The sequence below is a fragment of the Cyanobium sp. NIVA-CYA 375 genome (genome assembly GCF_056108345.1).
In genome coordinates, this window is the sequence record NZ_JBSYHW010000014.1 from 1 (window position 1) to 23,778 (window position 23,778).

The following is a 23,778-nucleotide window of genomic DNA, read 5'->3' on the forward strand; positions in this document are numbered from 1 at the left end:
TCCGCGATTACCTGCCAACCCTCCAGATAGCTCACGCGGCTGCGGCCCTGCTCCCGCTGGCGGACTTTGGCCCGATCCAACGGAGCGGCCAGGGCGGCGAGCTGCTCGGGGGAGAAGCCAAGGGATTGAGCCTGGAGGACTTGCGGCGCCGCGGCTGACTCTGGGTTTGCCGAGCTCTCCGCGTCGGCCCGGTCAGCGGAGCGGATCACCTCCAGAGCGGAGGACGGCCGCTGGGTCGGACGAAAAGCGGCGATGGTCATGGCGATGGGAAGCGATGGAGCGAGAAGAAGAGAGGAGCGAAATTGGGTCAGGAAGAAAGGGCCCGCCACTGCAGCGGGCCATATCGAGGGGGGCTCTGCCCCCCTCTCGTCAGTGGATGCGCCAGGAGCGGCGGGGGAGCAGCTGAGCGCCGGTGATCTGGCGACCGGTCTTGAGTGCCTCTTTGATGGCGTTCTTGTCTGGCTTGCTGGTAGTGGAGAAGGTGAGCCACTCGGCATCGAGGGCCTGCTCGTCATCGATCACGACAGCTGAGGACTTGCGGCTTGAGAGCTCGTGATCGGGGAAGGAGAAGCGCGTGGCCGCTGGCTGTAGCTGGGTGAGAACAAAGATCAGCGATTCCTCCAGGGCATCGGCCCGGCCGGCATCAGAGCGGGCCAGATCGGCGAGCCGCTTGGCCTGCTGCTGGCGGTAGGCGGCCTGGCCGCGCAGGTGCTCGATCACCCAGCAGGTGGCATCGGCCTTGGCGGCCAGGGCGGCTTTGTTGCCCTCCTCTGCCAAAAGAGCAGCCTCCAGCTCAGCCAGAGCTGAGGCGTGCTGCTCGAGATCATCGGCTTCCAGCTGCTCGGCCAGCTGGCCGATGGCGGTGGTGAGCTCCTGGGCCTCGATGCCCAGCTGCCATAGAGAACCAGATCGATGAAGGGAACAGGCAGGACCTTTCGCCGAGGGGGCTGCCGCTGGGGCATCGGCTGGAGCTGCGGGAATGGGGGTGAGAACGGCCATGACGGTGTGACGAAAAGAAGAGGAACAGGGAGCGCCAGCAGGCGCTGAAGGCTTCAAGGGACGAGGGAGGCGCATGGCGGCTGGACCTCCGCCACGGAGATCGGCACCGGCGAGCGGGAAGCCATACGCCGCGCCTGCTGCACCAGCGAGGCCGTGCCGGCACCACCGGGGAAGGCCACCACCAGCACCGAGGCGATCGAGCCCGGCGATGTGTGGGCCACGGCCCGGGCAATGGCCTGCTCCAGCAGCTCGCGATTGCGGATCGGCCCGGCGGCGCGGCCATGGCGGCCCCACTCGGCCGGCATCACAAGAGAGCACCAGCCCAGCTGATGGGCGGCACGGGCAATGGCGGCATCGGCGCCCCGAGCACCGCCATGGAGCAGCAGATGGACAAGCCGGCCGCCGCTGCGGGCCAGCAGCTCAGCGGCAACCCGCTGATGGGACCATGCCAGATCGCGGCCGCCACCAGCCGCGATCACCAACGAACGAGCAGGGCCCGAACTTGGCTCAAATGAATAGCAAACAACCCTCCAAATTCAGCACCCAGGCAGCAGCGAACGGCCTCGCAGCCGCGCGCAGGAAGACCTGCAATCAGGGCCCCTTGATTCATCCCTCGCTCGCCGTATCACCACGGGCACCGCAGCCGCGGGCATGCCCTTCCGCCTTGTACCACCACCACGGCCGCAGCGCGGAGGGCGGCGGCGGCTGTCTGACGTCAGCCAGGTGTCAACGGCCTGCCGAGGGTGGCAAGAGCTCTGTGGACAGAGTGTCAGAAACTCACGTAGTCTTCTGACACAACAGAGCACAACAAGGCCCACAGAGCCGCCATGGCAGTACTGAGCGAACAGATCCTGGAAGCCGCGGGCAAGCGCCCGGATGGATCCCTGCTGGCTGCCAAGCAGTTCCTGGCGCTGGCCAACCGCGCTGCGGTGGACCAGGCCCTGAGGCGCCTGGCCGCTCGTGGCAAGCTCGTGAAAATCACCCGCGGCCGCTACGCCCTGCCCATCACCAGTCGCTTTGGCATCAGGCCTCCGGCGCCGGAGGTGGTGATCGCTCAGCTCAACCAGGAGGGTGCCCAGCAGCTGGTGAGTAGCGGTGCCGCCGCGGCCAATGCCCTTGGCCTCACCACCCAGATGCCGGTGCAGCAGACCTTCCTGGCCCGCACCCGCAGCCAGAAGTGCTACGTCTTCGGGAAGCAGCAGGTCACGATCCGTGCGGCAGCCGCCTGTAACTTCCTGCTGCCCGATCGCCCTGCTGGCCAGGCGATCCGAGCACTCATCTGGCTTGGCCCCGATCAGGCTTCAGCAGCCCTGCCGACGCTCCGCCGTGTGCTGCCGCCGGTGGAGTGGGATGCCCTGCTCTCCGTTCGCGCCGAGCTGCCCCTGTGGCTGGCGGAGCTGCTGAGTGAACAGGCTCTAGAGCCGCAGAAGGCTCATGGCTGAGTCCTGGTTCGCGCTTTCCCCAGAGGACCAGAAGGAAGCCCTGGCGGTCGCTGCTGCCGAATCTGGCTGGCCGTCCAACCTGCTGGAAAAGGATATCTGGGTGGTCTGGGCCCTGCAGACCCTGGGGGCAGAGCAACAGTTGCTGGAGACCCTCACCTTCAGAGGGGGCACCTCGCTCTCGAAGGCCTATGGGCTGATCGATCGCTTCTCGGAAGACGTCGATCTCACCCTCAACATCCAGCACCTCTGGCCTGAGGTTGATCTCTCAGCAGCAGTCAATCCCAGCCAGGCGGACAAGCGCCGCAAAGCCGCAGATAGAAAACTCAAACAATGGGTCCGGGAGATCCCCATGCCGCTGCTCCAGGCTGCTGCCGCTGCAGCCGGTGTCACCCTCGAGCTGGTTCTGGAGCAGTCCGAAGCAGGCCGCCGGCAGCCACCAACCATCGTCATCCACTACCAACCGCTGATCCCGACGGCAGACAACAGCTCCGGGTGTGTGCGGCCGACGGTGCGACTGGAGTTCGGCGCCCACTCCACCGGCGAACCGCATGGGCCGATGCCCATCTCATGCGAAGCGGCGACCCATCTGGCCATGCTCGAATTCCCGGCCGCCAGGCCACTGGTGATGGATGCCAGGCGCACCTTTCTGGAGAAGGCCGCGGCCATCCATGTCGCCTGCCGCAAGGGACGTTGGGGCAGCGGCGATGGCGACCGCTATTCACGGCACTGGTATGACCTCGATCGCCTGGCCCGTGCAGGGATCGCTGAGGCGGCGATCCGTGACCGGCCCCTCGCCGTTGAGGTGGCGCAGCACAAGGAGGACTTCTGGCGTGCCACCGACGCCGATGAGCAGCCCATCAACTACCTCCACGCCCTCAGTGGCAACCTGCAGCTGGTGCCGATCGACGCCGCTCGGCAGGCCCTGGAGGCTGACTACAAAGCCATGACCGACTCGGGCATGCTGCGCGGCGAGATCCCGAGCTTCGCCGAGCTGCTGGAGCGGATCAGCCAGCTGGAGAGGCAGTGCAATGCCATCGCTCGATCCTTCCTCTGAAAAGGAGACCCAACACAGCAGAGGGACTACTGCAGCTACAGCAACTGCTCCCTCCCGCAGCGATTGGGATCCAGCAACTTGGTGGCCTGCAACCATCGCTCGAAGGGGAAGGCCTCCAGTCCCCGGCGGTGCAGCGCGAGGTCACGCCCAAGCTCCTTAGCCAATTGACGTGCCTGATCCACTCCGGACGGGTAGGGGAAGGCCGTACTGATCCGCCGCTGCTTCCAACTGCCATCGGGCAAGGGCAGGCTGGCCCGCAACCGCATCCTTCCCCCGGATGGGGAAACTTCGAGGCTGACACTGGAACCCAGGTCCCGCATGGCCCTGTTGATCCGCGTGAGGTAGGGATCCCGGCCGGCCATGGGACGTGTCTAAACGGTGCCTAAATGCGCTTCCTACCCTTGACCTGTTTTTTACCGAAAACCCTTTCTCTGACTGGGGTTTTGAGGATGGGGGTCCCGAGGATCGAACTCGGCTAAGGCGAATTATGAGTTCGCTGCATTCACCAGATTGCTAGACCCCCGCCTTACCAGAGCTACCAGAGCCCCCGTACCGGAGAGCTATAGCTGCCCTGGGTGACTGCGCCACTAGAGCCCAGGCTCCCGGAAAAACCATTGGACACATCGCCCGTACGCCAGGGCATGGGATCGCTTTGCTGCTGAAGCAACGCCTGATAAGTGTTCTGCACCGCCGTGCCGTCCCAGATGATCGTTTGATCAGGAAAGCCAAAGCCCATCACCCTGGTGCCATCCCCTCCGCCCATGGCGATACCAAACAAATCGGTGATTTGGTTTGTGAGGCTGACGCCACGGGCAAAGGGAGCGGAATAGCTGTAAAAACGTCGCTCCATCAGCTGCGGCGTGGTCTGCACAACGCCGCAATGTGTGACTTCAACCGGTCCGGCAGCACCAGCTCCCATCTGGCCGCGAACAGTGGGAGCCTCCAGGGTGGTGCTGCACACAACCGGGCCCGCCAAGACCGGGGCCGCCATCAAAAATCCGGCCAACGAACCGGCAACAACCCAACCATGGGTGACGTTATTGAACATGGATCCCATCAGTCCAGCAGCTGCTCCTGTCATGTTGGTCGCAAACTAGTCAACCAATCACGATTGCACCAGATCTTGTCGACCGTTTCCCTGGCTGCCACGTCATTGGCTGCAAGCCCCGCAGAGATGCGCCTGACCCTGCTGCCCCTGCTCGCCACCCAGGCCTACCGCCACGGCAGCTTCACCCTGGCCTCCGGGCGCACCAGCCACCACTATGTCAACTGCAAACCAGTCAGCCTCAGCGGCACCGGCTTAGCCCTGCTCGGCGCCCTGCTGCTGGAGCAGGTGGAAGCGGAAGCCCGGGCGGTGGCCGGCCTCACCCTGGGAGCCGATCCCCTGGTGAGCGCAGTAGCAATGCGAGCTGCCTGGGAGGGTCGCGAGCTCAATGCACTGATTGTGCGCAAGGAAGCCAAGGGTCACGGCACCGGTGCCTGGCTGGAGGGGCCGCTGCCAGAGCCGGGAAGCGCCATCACCGTGCTTGAAGACGTAGTCACCACTGGCGGCTCTTCCCTTAAGGCAGTGCAGCAGCTGCGGGAGGCCGGCTACAGGGTGAATCGAGTAGTGACGATCGTTGATCGCCAGGAGGGGGGCCTAGCGGCGATGACGACAGCCGGGCTCGAGCTGCGCAGCCTATTTCTGCTGGAGGAGGTGGCTGCCACCGCCGCGGCCCTGGTTAGTTCATGAGCACCGATCCCTGGGGATGGCTGCCCAACGGCCTGTGCCGGAGCGAGCAAGCGGGCTGCTTGATCCGCCTGGATGGCCCCGATACAGCCAGATTTCTGCACGGCCAAACCAGCGCCGCAATCGAAGGCCAGCCGGCCGGCAGCTGGATACCCACCTGTTGCACCACCGCCACCGGTCGCCTGCGGGCCCTCGCCGAGGTGCTGGTAGATGGGGATGGGGCCTGGCTGCTGCTGAGCGGCGCTGATGGCACGGCCATTTGGCAGGCCCTAGACCGGGTGCTGTTCCCCGCCGATCGGGTGCAACTGGGCCCAGTGACACCGGTGCGTTGGATTACCCCACTGGGGGATGAATGCGACTCCCTGCCCCAAGGCCCCGAGGGGAGTTGGATTTCGCTGGAGGACGGCAGCGGCTGGTTACTGGGCCGCCAGTTGGTCCTGCTGGCCAGCCAAGAGCTACCCACCTGGCTAGCCGATCGAGCCCCCCTGCCGGTCCAGGAACAGCAGCGATGGCGCATCCAGCGGGGGATACCGGCGGCCCCAGGTGAAATCAACGACGACACCAACCCCTTCGAAATAGGGCTAGCCGATCGGGTGAGCCTCAGCAAGGGCTGCTATGTGGGACAGGAAACCCTGGCCAAACTCGCCACCTACGACGGCGTTAAACAACAGCTGCGGCGCTGGTTCTGGCGCGGGAGCGAGGGCCCTGGGACGCCAGGCACGGTCTTGTTTGGCGCCAAGGATGGCGAGGGCGAGAAAAGCAGCAGCAACCGGGCGGGCCTGATCACCTCCAGCCTGTCCCTGGAACATGACCTCTGGGTTGGCCTGGCCCTAGTGCGCCGCCAATCCCTTCAACAAACCTCGCTGCGCGCCGGCCCCGATCCCCAAGATCCGCTGCTGGAGCTATCTCGCCCCCCGGGCTATGTGGATCCACCGGTCGGAGCCGGCCGTCAGTTTTGAAAAGTCAGTCCTGAGCCAGCAGCCAACGCACCACGGCCCAGGTGGCCAGGCTGTCATCGTGGTTGTAGAGAAATATCCGCTGCAACTGATTGCGACTGGCCTGGCCCCGGCTGCCGTCTTGGCGGTGCCACTGACGCCACTGGCGCCACCAAAGCAGGCAGCGGGCCCCATCCACCCCCTTCTGGCTCCAGGCAAAGCCAAGCCAGCCGGCCACTGCCTTGAGCCCGTAGCTGCTCACCGGCAGACGCCAGTGGCGCCGCAGCCGGGCGTGCACATCCAGCATCCGGCCCCGCAACCGGGCCACCTCAGCCTCACTGGCCCCCTGGCGCTGGGCCAGGCGCACCAGGCCAATCACCTCGGTTTCGCCGTAATGCAGCACCGGCCAATCGGGATAGCGGGCGAGCAAACGCTGCAGTCGCCTCCATAGGCGCTGCTCGCCGTGCTCCTGCAAGGCCAACAGGGGCTGGTAGCGGGCGGACTGCTCTAGCCAGCCCCCCGCCCCGTCGCTCTCCAGCACCACAAAGCCGTGCAGGAAATCATCGCGGGCATCGGGATCGGATTCGATGTCGTAGAGCAGCACACCAGGTGCTGCTGCCAGCTCAGGCAAAACCGGCCCACGGCCAAGGCGCTGCGGCAGGCCAGAGGCCTGCACTCGGGCCTGGGCCACCAACTCAGCGGCAATCTCACGATGCTGCTCTCCATAGGAGGCAAGGGCCTCGGCCAACAGCTCCGGATCGCGGGCCGCTAGGTCCGGCAGGCTGGTGACCCCCTGCTCCAGCAACATCTCGCGGCGCTTGCCGCCGATGCCACTCACCTCGCTGAGGTGCCCGATCGCGGCGGCCTCCTTATCGCAGACGCCTCGCCAGCTGCACAGGGTGCACTTTTTGCGATCGCTCACCAAGGGCGGTGGCGTGGACTGGGCAAGATCAGCCGCCAGGCGCTGCAGGCTCTCATCGAGCTGGTGCTGCAGGCCGCTAGCCAATGCCAGGCGCTCCCGCTGCAGGAACCTGCCTTCACCGGCCACCACCAGACCATGGGGCACTGCTGCCTGCTGGTGCTCCGCCAACAGGCGCCCCCAAAGCGCCAGCACCACCCTGGCTTCTCGGGTTAGCCGCCGCCCCTGGCGAGCCAGTACCGGCCGGTAGGCAAAGGCTCCCCAACGGCTTTGGCCAGCGATGCGCTCCAGCAGGGAGGGGTGGGATTCCAAACTCAGTCCCTGGGGACCAGCCCCCCTCAGCCGCAAGCCCACCACCCCAGCCGCCCCTGCGGCGCAGGCCGCTTCGCCGTGGCCGGGCCGCTGGGGCAGCAGGGTCTGAAAGCTGCGCAGCTGGTCGCTCAAGGCCAGGGCCCGGTGGGCATTCCACTGCCGCTCACTGGCAAGCCCAAAGCGATCCAGCCAGGCGCGGCGCCTGCAACGCAGCCAACTGCGCAGCAGGCGATCCGTGAGGGCCGCCTCTGTCCCTGAAGGTTCAATTTGAGGCCGGGAAGTCAATGCTGGCGTCCACAGATCCCGACGCTAGGGCTGGAGCGCCGCCGGCACAGCAGAATTGGAGCAGCTCGGCATGCCAACCCCCCATGGCCTCAGCCCCCCTGCCCCTGGAGGCCAGCCCGATCGCCTTCGGCACCGATGGCTGGCGAGGCATCCTCGGCGTGGACATCACCCTGGATCGGCTGCTGCCAGTGGCTGCCGCCGCAGCCCGGGAGCTGGCCCACTCAGCTCCAGAAGGCCTGAATAGCCGCGAGGTGGTGATCGGCTACGACCGCCGATTCCTGGCGCCCGAATTGGCTGAGGCGATCTGCAGCGCCGTCAGAGGTTGCGGCCTAGAGCCCCTGCTTTCGGCCACAGCCACCCCCACCCCCGCCAGCAGCTGGGCCGTGGTGCAGCGCCAGGCCCTGGGGGCCCTGGTTATCACCGCCAGCCATAACCCGCCGGAATGGCTCGGCTTGAAGATCAAGGGACCGTTCGGCGGCTCAGTGGAGGGCGACTTCACCCGCCGGGTTGAAACCCGCCTGGAAGCCGGTGGCATCACCGTGCCGATTCCGGGCCACCCCCAACGATTTGATGCTCTTGGCACCTACTTGGCTGGCCTGCAGGCCAAGGTCAATACTGCGGCATTAGCGGCAGGCCTCGAGCGCCTGGGGCTCACGGTGATCGTTGATCCAATGCACGGCTCTGCCGCCGGAGTGCTGCCTGCCCTGCTGGGCGAGCAGGCCAGCGCCAGTGGCGCCATCCGCGAAATTCGAGCAAGCAGGGACCCCCTGTTCGGCGGCAACCCACCCGAACCGCTGGCCCCCTACCTGCAGGAATTGATCACCGCCGTAACCGCCAGCACAGCAGCTGGCCGGCCCGCCATGGGCATCGTGTTTGACGGCGATGGCGACCGCATCGCCGCCATAGATGAGCGAGGCCGCTTCTGCAGCACCCAACTGCTGATGCCCCTATTCATCGACCACCTAGCCCGGGCCCGCCAGCTGCCCGGCTGCGTGATCAAAACCGTAAGCGGCTCTGACCTGATGCAGCTTGTGGCCGAAGGTCTAGACCGCCAAGTGTTGGAAAAACCCGTGGGATTTAAGTACATCGCCGCCGAAATGCTGAGCGGCGAGGTGCTGGTGGGCGGCGAGGAATCGGGAGGCGTGGGCTTCGGCATGCATCTGCCGGAGCGGGATGCCCCCTTTGCGGCCCTGCTGCTGATCGAAGCGCTGGTGGAGGGCGGCGTGCCCCTGGGTGAGCGAATCGACGCCCTGCAGCAGCGCTGCGGCGGTGCCGCCGCCTACGACCGACTCGACCTGCGCCTACCCGACATGGCAGCCCGCGGGCGCCTTGAGGCAAAGCTGGCCGCAGCCCCGCCCAGCGAGGTGGCTGGCAGCCCCGTGCTGGAGGTGATCACCACCGATGGGGTGAAGCTGCGCCTCGGCCCCAGCCACTGGCTGATGTTGCGCTTCTCAGGCACCGAGCCGCTGCTGCGGCTCTACTGCGAAGCCCCCAGCCAAGCCCGGGTGGCTGAGGTGCTGGGCTGGGCCCGCGAGCTGGCGGAGTCGGTCTGACGCCATGCCTTCAGAAGCAATACTCATCTACCCCGTCATCAAACTGGTGATCGCCAGCGGCAATGCCGGCAAGGTGCGCGAATTCCAGCACCTACTCGCCGGACTCAACCTGGCAATCGAGCCCCAGCCCGATGGCTTGGAGGTGGAGGAAACAGGCAGCACCTTTGCCGAGAACGCTCGACTCAAGGCGGTGGCCGTGGCCAGCGCCACCGGCTGCTGGGCCCTGGCCGACGACTCAGGCCTGAGTGTGCATGCCTTAGGTGGTGCGCCAGGGGTGCACTCAGCCCGCTACGCAAGCAGCGACACAGCCCGTATCGCCAGGCTGCTGCAAGAACTGGAGGGCTATAGCGACCGCAGCGCCGAGTTCAGCGCCGCCCTGGCGGTGGCCGATCCCAGCGGCAGGGTGCGGCTGGAGGTGGAGGGTCGCTGCGCTGGGCTGATCCTGCCAACGCCGCAGGGTAGTGGGGGCTTCGGCTATGACCCCGTGTTCTTTGTGCCGCATACGGGGCTCACCTACGCCGAGATGGACAAAGGTCTCAAAAGCGAGATCGGCCACAGGGGCCGGGCTTTTGCGCAGCTGGAGCCCCAGCTGCGCTCCCTGCTCGGCAGCTGATCAGGCAGTCCCAGACCAACTGCCGTGCAGCCCATAGGGAATGGCCAGGGGAAGCTCGAGCACGGCTTGCTCTGTCATATCGGCAGCGTTGAGGATCACCAGATCCGTGGCGCAGCGTGCCCCATTCCAAACCGGCACCAAGACCCAGCCCCTATCTTCTGCGGCCCCTTCTTCGGGTGAGCCATCAGTTAGGCGGGGCACCATCACCGGTTCGGTGACAAAACCGCGGGGGGCCGCGCTCCAGACCAGGCGTTCGCCGGTCTGCAAGTCGAGCTTCTCAATCGCCTGGAGCGGATCATTACCTCGCTCGCGCTGCGCTACCGCCATCCAGGCGAAGCGGGCGTTTAGGCCCTGCTTTGCCGGATTAACCATGGCGAACTCACAGCAGCGCTGCTCAAGCCACTCGCTCTTAACCGTGCCGCTGCGGGGATCTATCCGGCAACGGCGCAACTGCCCCTCAGGTATGGAGTCGAAATCAATTTCGCGGTAGTCAACCTCTGGGCCTATGGAAGGGAAGTCGTCGTAGTAGATCGAATCCACCACCACCTCGCCGGTGGCCGGATCCTCAAAGGCATTGAGGTGATGGAACACAAAGCCTTCAGGAGCAGGTAGCAGCAGCGGCCGGGCGCCAGCGTGGTGACCCGGCTGGCGGGGCACCAACCAAAACTGGCCGGCTTCGCCGGGCTTGGAGGCCAGGCATTGGGCCGCCCCCTTCTGGCCAAGCACAAACGGCAGCGGATTGAACGCGACAGCGTTCTGCAGAAACACAGCCCAACTGGGTGTGATCGCAAAATCATGCAGGAAGGCAAAACCCTTGAAGCTGTGGCGGCTGTCAGCCACCAGATCACCGGCGCGCACACCATCTGGCTGGTCTGCGCTGGCAAATTCCATCAAGCGAATGGTGCTGGTGGGGCCCGCCTTGACGCCGAAGGTGACCATGCGGGGCTCGCCGTGGTGACCAGGATCGAAGCGGGGGTGGGCGCTGAAAGCTTCGCCTGGCTTGAGCAGACCCTCCAGCCGCGAGAGCCCCCTGGTCTCGAGGGTGCAGGGATCAAGGGCGTGGGGCTCGGCCGCTTCCCAGAGCGCCAGCAGCTGGTCACCCAGCTGCACCACATGGGTATTGGCAATATTTTTGAGCCTCAGATCGAAGGCATTGGCGAGTGGCCCTCCAGGCTTCTGGGTGCCGAAGACCCCCCGGTAAACGAAGCGACCGGCCTGCTCCTCTGCCAGCCAGCCCTCGGTGCGCACAAAGCGGTTGGTGAGTCGGACTTGCCCCCCTTCAAACCGGAAGGCGCTGATCATGCCGTCACCATCAAATGGGTGATGAACCCACTGGCCACCCCGCTCAAGCCGGCCTGGCCCATTGCGGAACAAAGTGCCCTTGAGCTCAGCCGGGATCGTGCCGCGCACGGGCTCTAAAGGAACGTCGCTTAGTTCAACACCGACGTTGCGAAAGGCGCTGGACCAATCGTGGCGCTCATAGGCAGGCTGAAAACCGGTGGGCTGAGAGGCCGTAACTGTCATCCTGGCGATCCCGCGTCAGCGTTTGCGAATTGTTTCGAAAATAGGTCGGCGTAATGGCCGCCGCGAGCCAGCAAGGTGGCGTGGTTCCCCGACTCAACTACTCGGCCGCCGGCAATCACACAAATGCAGTCGGCATTCACCACAGTGGAAAGACGGTGGGCGACCACCAAAGTGGTGCGATCGGCCATTAGACGATCCAGCGCTTCTTGCACCACCTGCTCGGAAGCTGAATCGAGGGCAGAGGTGGCCTCATCCAAAAACAGCAGAGGAGCGTCCTTGATCAGCGCGCGAGCAATAGCAATGCGCTGACGCTGGCCTCCGGAGAGCAGCGTGCCATTTTCTCCAATAAGGGTGGCGTACCCCTCAGGCAGCTGGCTGATGAAATCGTGGGCGTTAGCAGCCCGCGCAGCAGCCTCAATTTCACGCGACGAAGCAGACATCAACCCATAGGCGATATTGCTAGCGACGGTGTCATTAAACAAAAATGTATTTTGGTCTACAACTGAAATCAGGGACCTTAACGAGGCGTGGGATAGCTCGCGGATATCAATAGCGTCAATCGCGATCACTCCAGAACATGGATCATAAAAGCGGCAAAATAAATCGATTATGGTGCTTTTACCACCGCCACTGGACCCCACTAGGGCAACAGTGCTCCCGCGGGGGATCTCAAGACTTAAATCCTCAATTACGGGTTCGTCATCATATGAAAAACAAACATGGCTGGCGCTTAGGCCAGCGGATACGCTATTTAAAGATTTGGGACTAGAAGCTTCAGGCGGATCAGGCCGGGTATCAAGAATATCAAACAAATCGCTGGCAGCAGAAGCACCTTGCTGCAAGATGGAATTAGATCTGGCAATTCCCTTAAAGGGTGCATAGCACAGGTATAAAGAGGTTAGGAAGGCAAAGAAATTACCCGTAGTCCGGGTACCTGCAATTACATTTTCACCGCCATATACCAAAACCGCGCTGAAGCCAATCGCACCTATGACCTCCATCAATGGCTGATTGGCCAGTTTGGCGCGAGTTGTCTTCAGGGCAGCCCTTAAAACTGATTGATTCTCTTGATCAAACCTCGACAACTCATAGGCCTGCATTCCGAAAATCTTGACCACCCGCAAGCCGATTACCGACTCCTGAAGAAATGAAGCCAGCTTGGCCAAGCTGAGCTGCCCTTGACTGGAATGGCGCCGAACTTTTTTAGAAGAATTAAGAATCGGTAGAATCGCTAGCGGGAAAAGAATGAAGGCGATCAACGACAGCAGCCAATCTTGGTAAAAAGCGACGCAGACCAGCACCAATAAAGTCAGAGAGTCTTTAAATATAGATGAAAAGCCATCAACAATTCCAGTCTTGACCAGCGACACATCAGTGAGCACTCGAGACACCAGTACAGCGGAAGAATTGCGATCCACATAGGACTGGGGCAAATCCAAGATTTGCTCAGCAAGCTCATGGCGCAGGTCTGCCGTGATCGACTGACCAACGGTTTCGGTTAGATAGGATCCCAAATATTGAGATACTGCCCTAAGCACTATCACCGCAAGTATGACTGCAGGCGCTAAATACAAGCGACTTCGATCACTCGAAGGCAAAATATCATCAAAAAGGTAGCGAATTACTAATGGGACGAAGCCAGTAGAGGCACCATACAAGAAATTGAAGAAGAGGGCCAGGGAAAATCCCGGCCACAAATGGCGGCGACCATAAAGAGCCAGTCGTCGATAAATCCGAGTACTCATTTAAGCAAACTTACTAATTCATCGGCCGCTCGCCTGGATGCACCAGGGGGGCCCATCGTTGCCTGCAACTCCTGCACAGCTTGATTAAACAAGTCCCGATTAGCGTCGAGGCGCCGCAGGGATCTCACAATTTTGTCAGCCGTCACATCCTTCTGTACCAACTCGGGAAACAACTGACGTCCTAGAATAACATTGGGAAGGCCCATAGAGCGCCGGCCAATTACCAGCCTTGCAATCAAGTAAGTAAGCCAGGAGAAACGATAAAGAATCACATGGGGACAGCCCAGTAAGGCCGCCTCGAGCGTGGCTGTGCCAGAGGCGATCACACCAGCATCGGCAGCATGCAGCAGGTTATGGGCGTCGCCATCAACTAGGGGAACCGGCAGGGCCTCTCCACCATTCGCCTGCTCCAAATAGGAGCGATCGATTGTGGGCGCCTTAAGTAAGACAACCTGCCAGCCATCGAGTTTGAGCTGGTTGGCAGCTTTCAGCATGGCGGGCAACAGCATGCGCACCTCTGCCCGGCGACTACCAGGCATCAACACAAGCAAGGGCTGCTCTAGGGATAAGCCATGGCGGTGCCGCGTCTGCTCACGAGAGCAACTGACTTGGAGCTCATCCACCAGTGGGTGGCCCACATAGCGGGCAAAATCGCGGCCATGGGAATTAAAGATGGGCTCCTCAAACGGGAAAATTACTGCTAGGCGCTCAATTAGTCGCTCCATCTTTTTGGCCCTTCCCTGGCCCCAGGCCCAAACCTGTGGCGCAATGTAGAAAAACACAGGGATGCCGCGCTTCTTAGCCTCCTTAGCCACAAACATGTTGAAGCCGGGATAGTCAACTAGTACCACCACATCCGGGCGACAATTATCCATCTGATGCTTCAACAACTCCATCACGCGGTGGTGACGGCGAAGACTGCTGATGATCTCCACCAAGCCGACCGCAGAAAGCACTCGCACGTCGGCCAGGATGTCAATGCCGCAGGCGCGCAGTTGGTCACCGCCCACCCCTGCTATCTCTACCCCCGGCACTTGGCGCTGCAGCTCTCGCACCAAGAAGCCGCCATGGAGATCTCCAGACGCCTCACCTGCCACAAACAAAATCCGCCGCGGCCCCTGCTCAGCCATGGAACTGGGCACCAGCTAGAGCACCAAGACGCTGATCGAGCCAATTCAGCAAGGGTGCCAAAGTAGCGGGCTCAACCCTTATCGGCACCAAGCTCACCGCTTCGCGAAACCGGTGGGGCAGGCGTTGGCCGTCCTTCACGGTGGTGACCAGACGTGCACCATTGGAATGGGCCAAATCCAATAAGCGCTGCAAGTCTGATTCAGCATAAACGTGATGATCCGGGAAGGATTCCGTCGCCACCAGCTGGAGCCCGCAAGCCTGCAGAGCTGAAAAGAATTTCTCTGGCAGGCCGATGCCGCAGAAGGCCACCAGTCGCTGCTGCTGGAGCTGGGGCGGCGGCTCCAAACAAAAACGCACGGCAAATCGGGGCTTCTGACTCGGCCAACCCGCAGACATAGGGGGCATCTGGTCAACAGGCTCCACTCCGGTGAACACCAGCCCATCTGCCCGGGCCAATTGGTCTAGAGGCTCGCGCAGCGGTCCCGCCGGAAACACCAGACGGTTGCCCAGTCCGTGCTGTCGATCCAGCAGGGAAAGGTCCAAATCCCGGGCTAAACGCCAGTGCTGCAGCCCATCGTCCAGCAAGATCAAAGTGGCCCCGGCTGCCAGCGCCAACGCCGCGCTCTGGCAGCGGTTGGAGCCCACCCACGCCACACCCTCTCCAAGGCTTTTGGCGTACTCCAGGGCCTCATCCCCAACCTCTGAGCAGGAGCTAGTCGCAGAAACCGGGCACGATTGGCGGCGGCGGGTGCCGTAACCCCGCAGCAGCACCGCCACCCGCCAGCCGCGCTCCTCAAGGCCCTTGGCCAAGGCAATCCCCAGGGGCGTCTTGCCCGTGCCTCCCAGGGTGAGGTTGCCGATCGAGAGCACTGGCACCGCACAACGCCAGCGGCGGGTACTGCGCCGGTGCAGGGTCACGGCGCAGCCATAAAGCCAGCCCAGTGGCGAGAGCAGCCAGGCCTGCCAGCCACGGCAGCGCTTATACCAAAAACGCGGCGTAGTTAAGGGCATTAGATCATTGGCATCTCATTAATGGCATCAAATCAGCGGCACTGCTTTAGCAGCAGTGAAGCCAGCAGCTGGGAGGGGCCGCGCAAGCGCAGGCTCTGCCCATGCCCCCGTGGCAATGGCTGCACCAGCAGGGACAGGGCAGCAGCCAGAGTCGCTCCCACATCAGTGCACTGTTGCAGGCAGCCAGCCGCCAGCAACGGCTCCAGCAGGTCAGAAAAGTTGGCCATATCGGGGCCGCAGAGCACTGGACGCCCCAGGGCCACGGGCTCAAGGGGGTTCTGACCACCATGAGCCCGACCCTGCGGATAAAAACTGCCCCCCATCACCACTACCGCCGCTGCACTGATCAGGGTGCCCATCTCGCCAATTACATCGGCCACCAACACATCGGGGTGGGGAGCCAATCCCCCGCCAACCAGGTCACTCCAGAGTGCCGCCGACAGGCCACGCTCCCGGGCCAAGGCGAGCACCTCTTGAGCCCGCTGGGGATGGCGCGGTGCCAATAGAAGCGCCAATTGTCGCTGCGCCAGCTTCTTTTCCTCCCAGGCTTCAAGCCATTGCCGCTCCTCACCGGCATGGCTGCTAGCCAGCAGCAGCACCGACCTACCGGCAAACACCTGCTGCAGCAGCTCTAGGTGATCGCTATTGACCGGCGGCGGATCGGCATCGAGCTTGGTGGAGCCCAAGGCGCGCACATCGCGGGCCCCCAGACGCCGAAAGCGCTCAGCGTCGGCCTGGGACTGGGCCAGGCATACCTCCACCCGCGCTAGCAACCAGCCGGCATAGATGGGTAGGCGCCGATGCCGCAGGTAGGAGCGTTGGCTCATGCGGGCATTGATCAAATGGAGATGGGGCATCGCCTGCACCAACTCGGGCCAGAGCTCCGCCTCCGCCAATACCCCCAGGCGAGGCCGCCAATAGCAACGAAAGGGCAATAGGGCCAGCCAATGGTCTATGGGTACGTACTGATGAATCGCTCCCGGCGGCAATACCCGGCCGGCGAGGACGGCGGAGGTGCAGGTCACCGTTGTTACCAGCAACACTGGCGCCCCAGCCCCGTTGCTCAGCGCCCGCAACACAGGCAGCAGACTGTTGAGTTCGCCCACACTGGCAGCGTGAAACCACAGCAGCGGCCCAGCTGGACGGCGGCGGCTGGGCCAGCCGAGGCGCTCCCCCAGCCTGCGGGGATCCTCCTTGGCTTGGGCCAAGCGAACCAGCAACAACACAAGCCAGAGCGGCGTCAAGCAAAGGGAGAGCAGCCGATAGAGCCCCAGCAGCAACCAGACCTGAGCGCGCCTCACGGGCACTCACCAGCCTGGCTAGCCACCTGACGCAATCCCTGCGCCAGCAGCTCCTGGCTTTCGTTAAGGCTGCTGGGCGGCCGCAGCGGCGCGCCCAGCAGCACAACCACCCTGGATAGGGGCAAGGGCAACACCGACCGGTCCCAAGAGCGCAGACGATGGCTGCGGGAGCAGGACACGGACACCGGCACAATCGCACAGCCTGATTGCTGAGCAAGGTGAATAACCCCACTTTTCACCAACTCAGCAGGGCCTTTGGGTCCATCCGGAGTGATGCAGACCGGCTGGCATTGCTGCAGAGCCCGGCGCAGGAAGTGATAGGCCTGCAGGCCACCACGGGTGGAGGAGCCCTGCACCACCTCCAAGCCGCGCAACCGCACTGCCACGGCCACGATCTGGGCATCCCGATGGCTGCTAAGCAGCACCGCCACCCGGCGCCGATCAAAGCGACGCAATAGGGGTACAAAAAAAGCGTGGCGGTGCCAGAGGGCATAAATCACTGCAGCACCCTGTTCCTGAACCAGCCGATAGGTGTCGGGATGGGCCTCAATGCGGATCCGGGAGGTGCGCACAAACAGCTCCCCGTAGGCATTGAGAGCGGCCCCGGCAAGGGTGGCCAGCAGACGGTTATTAAGCAGGGTTCGTTTCTTCACCAACCGATCACCCAGCCCTAGGTAAATGGCGATCTAAAGAAGTTATTCCAGCGGCCGATCCAGCAAAAAACCCTGCAGGTCGTCCAAAGGCGACACCACAGGGGAAAATAATTCGAATTTGAATCAGGATTTAAGCAGATCCAACTCCTACATAGGCGCCGTAAAAGAACAGCCCGACTACGAAAATTACAGCCATGCCTCCAGCTGTTGCAACGAGCCAGAGGGGCAGGATCCCCTCTGTCCAGCGGGAGCGCCAAGCAACTGCAGGACGACCATCCGGCAGACGATCTGGAATCCGGCCATCAGGCAGGTTGGACTTCTTGCCGCTCATCGGGAGCTCTCCGGGTTATGTGAAGAGGGGTCAGTTAAAGAAATAGCTTGAAAAAAGGATGCCGATCGTGAAAACGAACAACAGGCCCAGAAATAAGCTGGTGCGGTTTAGTTCAACCGGCAAATTATTGGGGTTGGGAGAGCGTTGCATGGCTGACGAGCAATTACCGACTCAGCGGCGAACAAATTGCATAGCCGCAAGACATCCCAGGAAAAAGACCGTGGGAACGCCGAGGGCATGCACCGACAGCCACCGAACCGTGAAGATCGGATAGTTGCGGGGAGTGGTGGAAACAGGTGCTTGGGTCATGGCTTATTGCAAGCGCTGGTCAAGTTGACTCTTGCCCTCGTAACGCCGACTCACCACTGGAGCCTTGCTCTCCTGAGCCTGAAAATAGGCGTCAGGGCGAGGGGTTCCAAAGGCGTCATAGGCCAAGCCCGTTGACACGAACATGAAACCAGCCAAAAAGATGGCGGGCAGGGTAACCGCGTGGATTACCCAGTAACGGATGCTCGTAATGATCTCGAAGAACGGGCGTTCTCCAGTTGAGCCGGCAGCCATAGCGACAAGCGTTCAGCTCGTTGATCTTAAGGGTGAGCCGGGGGAGGACGGGGCCGGAATGGCCCCTTGGTTACAGAAGTTGGCGGCCGCAGCAGCCAGACGGGGCGGGATCAGCCCACCCAACGCAGCAGGGATCCCCGTTCACCCAGCACGAAGCCCTTGCCATCTGACTTGAAGCTGATGCGAGTGAAGTTGGAGGGCTGCTGGGCGCCCACCGGATCTTTCTGCCAGCTTTTGCCCCCATCGCTGGAGATCAACAAGGTGCCGCTGCCGCCTCCGGTCCAGATCGAGCCATCAGGAGCCCAGGCCATGTCGAGATAACCGAAGCCATTCGTGATCGGCACCACCGCCTTGCCCCACTCCTCAACGTTGCTGGCATCTGGGTTGAAGCGGATCTGGGCTCCCCGGGCCAACATCCAGAGGGAGCCGTCGGGCTGGAAGCCCATCGACTGGAGCCGCTGGCTGCTCATCCGTTGGTGGGGCTGCCAGGTGCCATCCCCCGGCTTCCAAGTGGAGAAGAAGTTGCCCAGGCCACTAACGCTTACATAACGACCATCGTTAAAGCGGCGCAGCTCCCGCACGGCCCCGGCAGCGTCATCCACATCGGCTTGCCAATTGGTGCCGCCATCGCTTGTTTGATAAATCGCGCCCACGTTGGTGGCCAGCTCGGCCTGATTTGGCCCCAGGGCCGTGATCAGGTACGGCTCGCCTGGCAGCTTGGTATCTAGGAAAAGACGGCTCCAGTTTTGGCCGCCGTCCGTGGTGTGCAGCAACAAACCAGGCTGGCCAGCAATCCAGCCCTCATCGCCGCGGAAATCAAGGCTGATCAAACGGAAATTTTCCTCTTCCGGCAGATCAAGGGCCCGCTCAGCCCAGCTGGCACCGCCATCGTTGGTTTCGAGGATCAGCCTGTTACTACCCACCAGAAAGCCGTGGCGGTCATCGGTGAAGGCCACATCCAGGGGATTGGCCTTGGTGGCCAAGGGCACCGCTTGCCAGGGACTTGCGGCTGCCACAGGCAACCCGGTGGTGACACAACCAGACAGGCCAAAGCCCAGCCCAGCAACGAGCAGCAAGCTCACTAGGGGCCTCAGCAAGGGCCGCATTAGGGCCTGAAGCTGGAGGGACAGGGGAAGACTGGTCATCAGCGCAGGGAGTAGAGGGAGAGGAAGAAGGCAAAAGCCAAAGCGAAGCCCCCGAAGATCAACACATTCTTCTGGCCTGGGGTGAGCCTGTTGACGCCCAACCCGAAGTTGAGGTTTTCTTCGAAGCCACTGGGCTTGTTGCGGGGCCCGATGTCCTTAAAGGCCCCAACCCGACTGCGGCAGACGGGGCAGCGGAAGCCGATCGGATCAAGCTGGGTAAAGGGCGTGCCGGGGGCGATGGCCAGCTTGCGCACCCCCTCAGCCGGGTCGTAGACGAAACCGCAGCTGCGGCATTCAAAGCGGTGTGTATCTGGATCCTCCCCTGGGTCAACTGATGGATCAACTGACACGGCCGCTTCCGCTTGGGGGCCTGGCTCCGCCTCAATGACCTCGCTGGGTTCGCTGGCATCGGGCTGGGGCCCAGGCACTTGATCAGAACTCATCCCTGGGCCTCAGGTGGTGCAGTCACTTTATCGGTGCCACCCCAGGGCCCGGGCACAGATGCCAGACTGCCCGGCAGGTTGGTATGGCTCGGATGTTCGTGCTCTCCGGCTACGACGCTTTTGTTGGCTTCCTGCTGATTTCGGCGGCGGTGCCAGTGCTGGCGTTGCTGGCCAACAAACTGCTGTCACCCCAGAGCCGCAAAGGCGAGCGCGAGCTCACCTACGAATCGGGCATGGAGCCGATTGGCGGCGCCTGGATTCAATTCAATATCCGCTACTACATGTTTGCCCTGGTCTTCGTCATCTTTGACGTGGAGACCGTTTTCCTCTACCCCTGGGCCGTGGCCTTCCACCGCCTTGGCCTGCTTGCCTTTATCGAAGCCCTTATCTTCATCGCCATCCTGGTAGTGGCCCTCGCCTACGCCTGGCGCAAAGGCGCCCTTGAGTGGAGCTGAACCCATGACCAACACACCCTCCATAGAAGCTTTAAAGGATCTGCGGGCGGCTAGCTGCAACCCGGTTGGCACGCCAACCATCACCTCGGATCTCTCCGAAAATGTCATCCTCACCACCCTGGATGACATTCACAACTGGGCGCGCCTCTCGAGTCTCTGGCCCCTGCTTTATGGCACGGCTTGCTGCTTCATCGAATTTGCTGCCCTGATTGGCTCCCGCTTCGATTTCGACCGCTTTGGTCTAGTGCCCCGCTCCAGTCCACGCCAGGCAGACTTGCTGATCGTGGCCGGCACGGTGACCATGAAAATGGCCCCTGCCCTGGTACGTCTCTATGAGCAGATGCCGGAGCCGAAATATGTGATCGCCATGGGCGCTTGCACCATCACCGGCGGCATGTTTTCCGCCGATTCCACCACCGCCGTGCGGGGCGTGGACAAGTTGATTCCCGTTGATCTCTACCTGCCCGGCTGCCCTCCTCGCCCGGAAGCAATCTTTGATGCGGTGATCAAGCTACGTAAAAAGGTAGGCAACGAAGCCTTGGTCGAGCGCGGCAATCTGCAGCAATCTCACCGCTACTGCACTGTCTCCCACCAGATGAAAGCGGTGGCCCCGATCGTGAATGGCCAATACCTAGCCGCCGAAACTCAAAGGCAGGCCCTAGCCGCCGCCAGCTCCCTGCCCATGCCCGCACCAGCTGCGGCCATCCCTGCACCAGCCGAAGCCTGAGCACCACCTCCACCCCCTCTATGCCTGACGCAATCCAAACCAACGCCGGCGACGACGCCAGCAGTTCGGCGCTTGAAACCCCAGCTCCAGGCGCGGTTGGCAGCTGGCTTGGCAGCCAGGGGTTCGATCATGTTGCGCTTGGCCGCGACCATCTCGGCATCGAAATGATCGGCGTGGAAGCGGTGTTTTTGCCCGTAATCGCTACAGCCCTCAAAAGCCAAGGGTTCGATTACTTGCAATGCCAAGGGGGCTACGACGAAGGAGCCGGTGGCCGGCTGGTGAGCTTCTACAACCTGGTCAAGCTGGCAGTCCTGTCAGATCGTTGTACTGCTGGGGTGATGCCCCCTGGCGAAGCTCCTGAAGAAGTGCGGCTCAAAGTGTTTCTGAAGCGCGACGGCGATCTCACCATTCCCACTCTCTATGGCCTATTCCGCGGCGCCGACTGGCAGGAGCGGGAAACCTTCGACATGTATGGCATTCAGTTTGCTGGCCACCCCCATCCCAAGCGGCTGTTGATGCCGGAAGACTGGAAAGGCTTTCCGATGCGCAAGGACTACGTGCAGCCCGATTTCTACGAAATGCAGGACGCCTACTAAGAAGCGGAACCGCTGCCCCGCTGGTGATTACGGAAAAACCGCATCACCGCTAGAGCGACGCTGCGGGGATCGTGGCGCAACGTGGCCGTAGGCCTTGCCCCTTGGAGCGGTGCCAGCATCACTTCGTAGCCCTGGCGGCGCAGCTGGCGCGTATCACAGGCCACCGGCTCAGCGCCCTGGTGCCGGTAGTGCTCAATTAAGGCGGAATCGCCCAGATCTTCCTGGGCCAGCACAGAGGTAAACAGTCGCTCCTCCACCCCAAGGCTGGCCAACTGGGCCTCAAGGGCCCGCAAATGGCCCTCCACGTCGAGCCCATCGGTTTCGCCCGGCTGGGTCATTAGGTTGCAGATGTAGAGGCGCGGTGCCTTGCTGCGGCGGATGGCCTCCACCAGTTCGGGCACCAGCAGGTTGGGCAGCAGCGAGGTGTAGAGGCTGCCGGGGCCCAGCACAATTAGATCTGCATTGGCGATGGCCTCCAGGGCTCGGGGTAGGGCCGGGGGACGCTCGGGCGTGCAGCCCAGCCGCACGATTGGGCTGGAGGCGTTACCGATCTTCGACTCCCCTTCGATCCGTTCGCCGTTCTCAAGCTCGGCCCACAAACGCACGTCGGCATTGGTGGCGGGCACCACCTGACCCTGCACAGCCAACACCCGGCTGCTGGCTGTGATTGCCGATTCCAAATTGCCAGTGATCGCGGTGAGAGCTGAAAGGAATAAGTTGCCGAAGCTGTGGCCCTCCAGGCCGCTACCAGCTTTGAAGCGGTATTGGAACAACCGAGTGAGCAGGGGCTCCTCCCGAGCGAGCGCCGCCAGGCAGTTGCGGATGTCGCCGGGTGGTTGCACGCCCAGCTCCCGCCGCAGCACCCCGCTGCTACCGCCGTCATCAGCCACCGTGACGATGGCCGTGAGATTGCTGCTGTAGCGCTTTAGTCCACTGAGCAGGGTGGAAAGACCGGTGCCGCCGCCAATGGCAACGATGCTTGGACCGCGGTTGAGGCGCCGCTGAGCCAGCAGGGCATCCACTAACAATGTGTCTTTTTCTGGAGCCAAGGCCTGCTGGATGGAGCCAAAACTACGGCTCTGGCCCAGCCAGATCAGCACAGCCCCAACCAGCAACACCAACGGGCCCGTGAACTTGCGGGGCAACACCCCGGTGACCTGAGCCAGCAGCCACTGAATACTGGAGAGCATCCAATAAATCGGCTGCAGATCCGCCCACACCGCCGCGCCAAGCAGGGCCACCAACAACCCCAGCCCCGAGGTGAGCACCCAGCGCTTCACCACCAAACCGGGCTGCAGCCAGCGGGCCGCCCGCCGGGAGCGACTCATCAGGTCCTTCTGGCGCAGATCGCCGCGGCCCAGCCAACCCGGTTTCGGCAGTGGTCGGCGGGAGCGCCGTAATCGGGAAAGTGGAGCAGAAGAGCGCAAAAGGGGGGTGAGGACGCTGCCGCAACTGGCTGAACTTTACGGAGAGCTATCGGCGCCGCAAAGGGCCAGGATGGAATCCTTCTTCAAAGGCCTTCCCTGGCTTCTTCCGCACCACCGCTAGCTGCAATGGACGACCTCAGCGTGCGCTGGGGCAGCCGCAGAGTTCTGGAGCAGGTGAATCTGCACCTCGCCGCCGGCGAGCGTCTGGTGGTGGTAGGCCCTTCGGGGGCGGGCAAGTCGACCATCCTGCGTCTGCTGGCCGGCCTGCAGCTGCCCAGCAGCGGCAGCTTGAGCCTGCATGGCATCCCACAGACCTACCTACGCTTAGACCAGCGCCAGCCCCCAGACGTGCGGCTGGTGTTTCAGAACCCGGCCCTGCTCGGCTCCCTGACAGTTCGTGAAAACGTCGGCTTCCTGCTTTATCGCCACGGCCAGCTGGCTGAACGGGACATTCGACAGCGAGTGGGAGCAGCACTGCATGCGGTAGGGCTTCAGGGCATAGAGGAGCAGATGCCTGCGGAGCTCAGCGGCGGTATGCAAAAGCGAGTCAGCTTTGCCCGGGCCCTGATCGACGACCCAGCCAAGCCAGATGATCAGATGCCCCTGCTGCTATTCGACGAGCCGACAGCCGGCCTGGATCCAATGGCTTGCACCCGCATTGAAGATTTGATCGTGCGCACCACCGATGTGGCACGCGCCACCTCTGTGGTGGTAAGCCATGTGCACAGCACCATCGAACGCTCAGCGGAACGGGTTGTGCTGCTCTACGACGGCCAGTTCCGCTGGAACGGCACGGTTGAGGAATACCGCAGCTGCAGCGATCCGTACGTGGTGCAGTTCAGGAGCGGTAGCCTGCGCGGACCTATGCAACCTGTAGAGCACTGAAT

General features: G+C 62.7%; 28 protein-coding genes, 1 tRNA gene and 1 pseudogene. 10 read left to right on the forward strand and 20 right to left on the reverse strand.

Annotated features, from left to right (window positions below; translation table 11 throughout):
* The 3 genes and pseudogenes from AC01FP_RS05535 to AC01FP_RS05545 all read right to left on the reverse strand — a co-directional run.
* Positions 1–260, reverse strand: a pseudogene (locus tag AC01FP_RS05535) (RAD52 family DNA repair protein); the annotation flags it as partial.
* Positions 261–369: 109 nt separating this feature from the next.
* Positions 370–999: a siphovirus Gp157 family protein gene (locus tag AC01FP_RS05540; protein ID WP_474478740.1), complete on the reverse strand. Its 630-nt coding sequence runs from the start codon at positions 997–999 to the stop codon at positions 370–372.
* Positions 1,000–1,052: 53 nt separating this feature from the next.
* Positions 1,053–1,478, reverse strand: a complete 426-nt coding sequence (locus AC01FP_RS05545) for an SLOG family protein (protein WP_474478837.1) — start codon at positions 1,476–1,478, stop codon at positions 1,053–1,055.
* A 348-nt stretch (positions 1,479–1,826) separates the two neighbouring features.
* Here AC01FP_RS05545 and AC01FP_RS05550 point away from each other — a divergent pair, with 348 nt between their 5' ends.
* Together AC01FP_RS05550 and AC01FP_RS05555 are read left to right on the forward strand one after the other, a co-directional pair.
* On the forward strand, positions 1,827–2,441 hold the full coding sequence (locus tag AC01FP_RS05550) for a DUF6088 family protein (protein WP_474478742.1): 615 nt from the start codon (positions 1,827–1,829) through the stop codon (positions 2,439–2,441).
* On the forward strand, positions 2,434–3,495 hold the full coding sequence (locus AC01FP_RS05555) for a nucleotidyl transferase AbiEii/AbiGii toxin family protein (RefSeq protein ID WP_474478744.1): 1,062 nt from the start codon (positions 2,434–2,436) through the stop codon (positions 3,493–3,495). Before AC01FP_RS05550 ends, AC01FP_RS05555 begins: the two co-directional genes overlap by 8 nt.
* Positions 3,496–3,530: 35 nt before the next feature.
* Here AC01FP_RS05555 and AC01FP_RS05560 read toward each other — a convergent pair whose 3' ends face one another.
* From AC01FP_RS05560 to AC01FP_RS05570, 3 genes are all read right to left on the reverse strand, one after another.
* Positions 3,531–3,857, reverse strand: a complete 327-nt coding sequence (locus tag AC01FP_RS05560; protein WP_474478745.1) for a hypothetical protein — start codon at positions 3,855–3,857, stop codon at positions 3,531–3,533.
* Positions 3,858–3,945: 88 nt separating this feature from the next.
* Positions 3,946–4,018, reverse strand: a tRNA-Ile gene (locus AC01FP_RS05565).
* A 12-nt stretch (positions 4,019–4,030) separates the two neighbouring features.
* A complete protein-coding gene (locus tag AC01FP_RS05570; RefSeq protein ID WP_474478748.1) occupies positions 4,031–4,543 on the reverse strand; it encodes an Occludin/ELL family protein in 513 nt (170 codons plus the stop codon).
* Between the two features lie 126 nt (positions 4,544–4,669).
* Between AC01FP_RS05570 and pyrE the strand changes: the two genes are divergently transcribed.
* Positions 4,670–5,227: an orotate phosphoribosyltransferase gene (pyrE, locus tag AC01FP_RS05575; protein WP_474478750.1), complete on the forward strand. Its 558-nt coding sequence runs from the start codon at positions 4,670–4,672 to the stop codon at positions 5,225–5,227.
* Entirely contained in the window at positions 5,224–6,183 is a 960-nt protein-coding gene (gene ygfZ / locus AC01FP_RS05580; protein ID WP_474478752.1) for a CAF17-like 4Fe-4S cluster assembly/insertion protein YgfZ, read from the forward strand. The genes pyrE and ygfZ overlap by 4 nt, the downstream gene beginning before the upstream one ends.
* A 4-nt stretch (positions 6,184–6,187) precedes the next feature.
* Here the strand turns inward: ygfZ and AC01FP_RS05585 are convergent, their stop codons facing one another.
* On the reverse strand, positions 6,188–7,675 hold the full coding sequence (locus AC01FP_RS05585) for a TM0106 family RecB-like putative nuclease (protein ID WP_474478754.1): 1,488 nt from the start codon (positions 7,673–7,675) through the stop codon (positions 6,188–6,190).
* Positions 7,676–7,758: 83 nt separating this feature from the next.
* Here AC01FP_RS05585 and AC01FP_RS05590 point away from each other — a divergent pair, with 83 nt between their 5' ends.
* Together AC01FP_RS05590 and rdgB are read left to right on the forward strand one after the other, a co-directional pair.
* The gene (locus AC01FP_RS05590; protein ID WP_474478756.1) at positions 7,759–9,228 is read left to right on the forward strand and encodes a phosphohexomutase domain-containing protein; all 1,470 of its coding nucleotides are present in this window, start codon (positions 7,759–7,761) and stop codon (positions 9,226–9,228) included.
* A 4-nt stretch (positions 9,229–9,232) separates the two neighbouring features.
* The gene (gene rdgB, locus AC01FP_RS05595; RefSeq protein ID WP_474478758.1) at positions 9,233–9,841 is read left to right on the forward strand and encodes an RdgB/HAM1 family non-canonical purine NTP pyrophosphatase; all 609 of its coding nucleotides are present in this window, start codon (positions 9,233–9,235) and stop codon (positions 9,839–9,841) included.
* Here the strand turns inward: rdgB and AC01FP_RS05600 are convergent, their stop codons facing one another.
* The 12 genes from AC01FP_RS05600 to AC01FP_RS05655 all read right to left on the reverse strand — a co-directional run bounded on the left by AC01FP_RS05600 (position 9,842) and on the right by AC01FP_RS05655 (position 19,686).
* A complete protein-coding gene (locus AC01FP_RS05600) occupies positions 9,842–11,365 on the reverse strand; it encodes a carotenoid oxygenase family protein (RefSeq protein ID WP_474478760.1) in 1,524 nt (507 codons plus the stop codon). It abuts the gene before it with no gap.
* Complete coding sequence (locus tag AC01FP_RS05605; protein ID WP_474478762.1) at positions 11,362–13,110, reverse strand: ABC transporter ATP-binding protein; 1,749 nt, start codon at positions 13,108–13,110, stop codon at positions 11,362–11,364. The genes AC01FP_RS05600 and AC01FP_RS05605 overlap by 4 nt, the downstream gene beginning before the upstream one ends.
* Positions 13,107–14,240 (reverse strand): lipid-A-disaccharide synthase, encoded by a 1,134-nt coding sequence (lpxB, locus tag AC01FP_RS05610; RefSeq protein ID WP_474478764.1) that lies wholly within the window; start codon positions 14,238–14,240, stop codon positions 13,107–13,109. The genes AC01FP_RS05605 and lpxB overlap by 4 nt, the downstream gene beginning before the upstream one ends.
* On the reverse strand, positions 14,233–15,252 hold the full coding sequence (gene lpxK / locus AC01FP_RS05615; RefSeq protein ID WP_474478767.1) for a tetraacyldisaccharide 4'-kinase: 1,020 nt from the start codon (positions 15,250–15,252) through the stop codon (positions 14,233–14,235). Before lpxK ends, lpxB begins: the two co-directional genes overlap by 8 nt.
* A 32-nt stretch (positions 15,253–15,284) precedes the next feature.
* Positions 15,285–16,553, reverse strand: coding sequence for a 3-deoxy-D-manno-octulosonic acid transferase (locus AC01FP_RS05620; RefSeq protein WP_474478770.1), 1,269 nt, complete (start codon positions 16,551–16,553; stop codon positions 15,285–15,287).
* A complete protein-coding gene (locus AC01FP_RS05625) occupies positions 16,550–17,206 on the reverse strand; it encodes a lysophospholipid acyltransferase family protein (protein ID WP_474478773.1) in 657 nt (218 codons plus the stop codon). The genes AC01FP_RS05620 and AC01FP_RS05625 overlap by 4 nt, the downstream gene beginning before the upstream one ends.
* Before the next feature lie 130 nt (positions 17,207–17,336).
* Complete coding sequence (locus AC01FP_RS05630) at positions 17,337–17,537, reverse strand: photosystem II reaction center protein J (RefSeq protein ID WP_474478776.1); 201 nt, start codon at positions 17,535–17,537, stop codon at positions 17,337–17,339.
* Between the two features lie 30 nt (positions 17,538–17,567).
* Positions 17,568–17,687 carry a photosystem II reaction center protein L gene (locus tag AC01FP_RS05635; RefSeq protein ID WP_094559111.1) on the reverse strand — a complete coding sequence of 40 codons (120 nt, stop codon included), beginning with the start codon at positions 17,685–17,687 and terminating at the stop codon, positions 17,568–17,570.
* Positions 17,688–17,708: 21 nt separating this feature from the next.
* Positions 17,709–17,846: a cytochrome b559 subunit beta gene (gene psbF / locus AC01FP_RS05640; protein ID WP_106632249.1), complete on the reverse strand. Its 138-nt coding sequence runs from the start codon at positions 17,844–17,846 to the stop codon at positions 17,709–17,711.
* Between the two features lie 3 nt (positions 17,847–17,849).
* The gene (psbE, locus tag AC01FP_RS05645) at positions 17,850–18,098 is read right to left on the reverse strand and encodes a cytochrome b559 subunit alpha (protein WP_254935168.1); all 249 of its coding nucleotides are present in this window, start codon (positions 18,096–18,098) and stop codon (positions 17,850–17,852) included.
* A 110-nt stretch (positions 18,099–18,208) separates the two neighbouring features.
* Positions 18,209–19,204 (reverse strand): photosynthesis system II assembly factor Ycf48, encoded by a 996-nt coding sequence (locus AC01FP_RS05650; protein WP_474478838.1) that lies wholly within the window; start codon positions 19,202–19,204, stop codon positions 18,209–18,211.
* Between the two features lie 38 nt (positions 19,205–19,242).
* Positions 19,243–19,686 carry a rubredoxin gene (locus AC01FP_RS05655; protein ID WP_474478781.1) on the reverse strand — a complete coding sequence of 148 codons (444 nt, stop codon included), beginning with the start codon at positions 19,684–19,686 and terminating at the stop codon, positions 19,243–19,245.
* Between the two features lie 92 nt (positions 19,687–19,778).
* Here AC01FP_RS05655 and ndhC point away from each other — a divergent pair, with 92 nt between their 5' ends.
* From ndhC to AC01FP_RS05670, 3 genes are read left to right on the forward strand one after another with little or no spacing between them, the layout of a single operon-like run.
* Entirely contained in the window at positions 19,779–20,141 is a 363-nt protein-coding gene (gene ndhC, locus AC01FP_RS05660) for a photosynthetic/respiratory NAD(P)H-quinone oxidoreductase subunit C (protein WP_106632246.1), read from the forward strand.
* A gap of 4 nt (positions 20,142–20,145) precedes the next feature.
* Positions 20,146–20,868, forward strand: coding sequence for an NADH dehydrogenase subunit K (locus AC01FP_RS05665; protein ID WP_474478784.1), 723 nt, complete (start codon positions 20,146–20,148; stop codon positions 20,866–20,868).
* Between the two features lie 20 nt (positions 20,869–20,888).
* Entirely contained in the window at positions 20,889–21,464 is a 576-nt protein-coding gene (locus tag AC01FP_RS05670) for an NAD(P)H-quinone oxidoreductase subunit J (protein WP_474478787.1), read from the forward strand.
* On the opposite strand, the gene AC01FP_RS05675 is transcribed toward AC01FP_RS05670, so the two are convergent.
* The gene (locus AC01FP_RS05675; RefSeq protein ID WP_474478790.1) at positions 21,461–22,792 is read right to left on the reverse strand and encodes a gluconeogenesis factor YvcK family protein; all 1,332 of its coding nucleotides are present in this window, start codon (positions 22,790–22,792) and stop codon (positions 21,461–21,463) included. The genes AC01FP_RS05670 and AC01FP_RS05675 overlap by 4 nt on opposite strands.
* Positions 22,793–23,017: 225 nt before the next feature.
* Between AC01FP_RS05675 and AC01FP_RS05680 the strand changes: the two genes are divergently transcribed.
* Positions 23,018–23,776, forward strand: coding sequence for an ABC transporter ATP-binding protein (locus AC01FP_RS05680; RefSeq protein ID WP_474478793.1), 759 nt, complete (start codon positions 23,018–23,020; stop codon positions 23,774–23,776).
* Positions 23,777–23,778 lie beyond the last annotated feature (2 nt).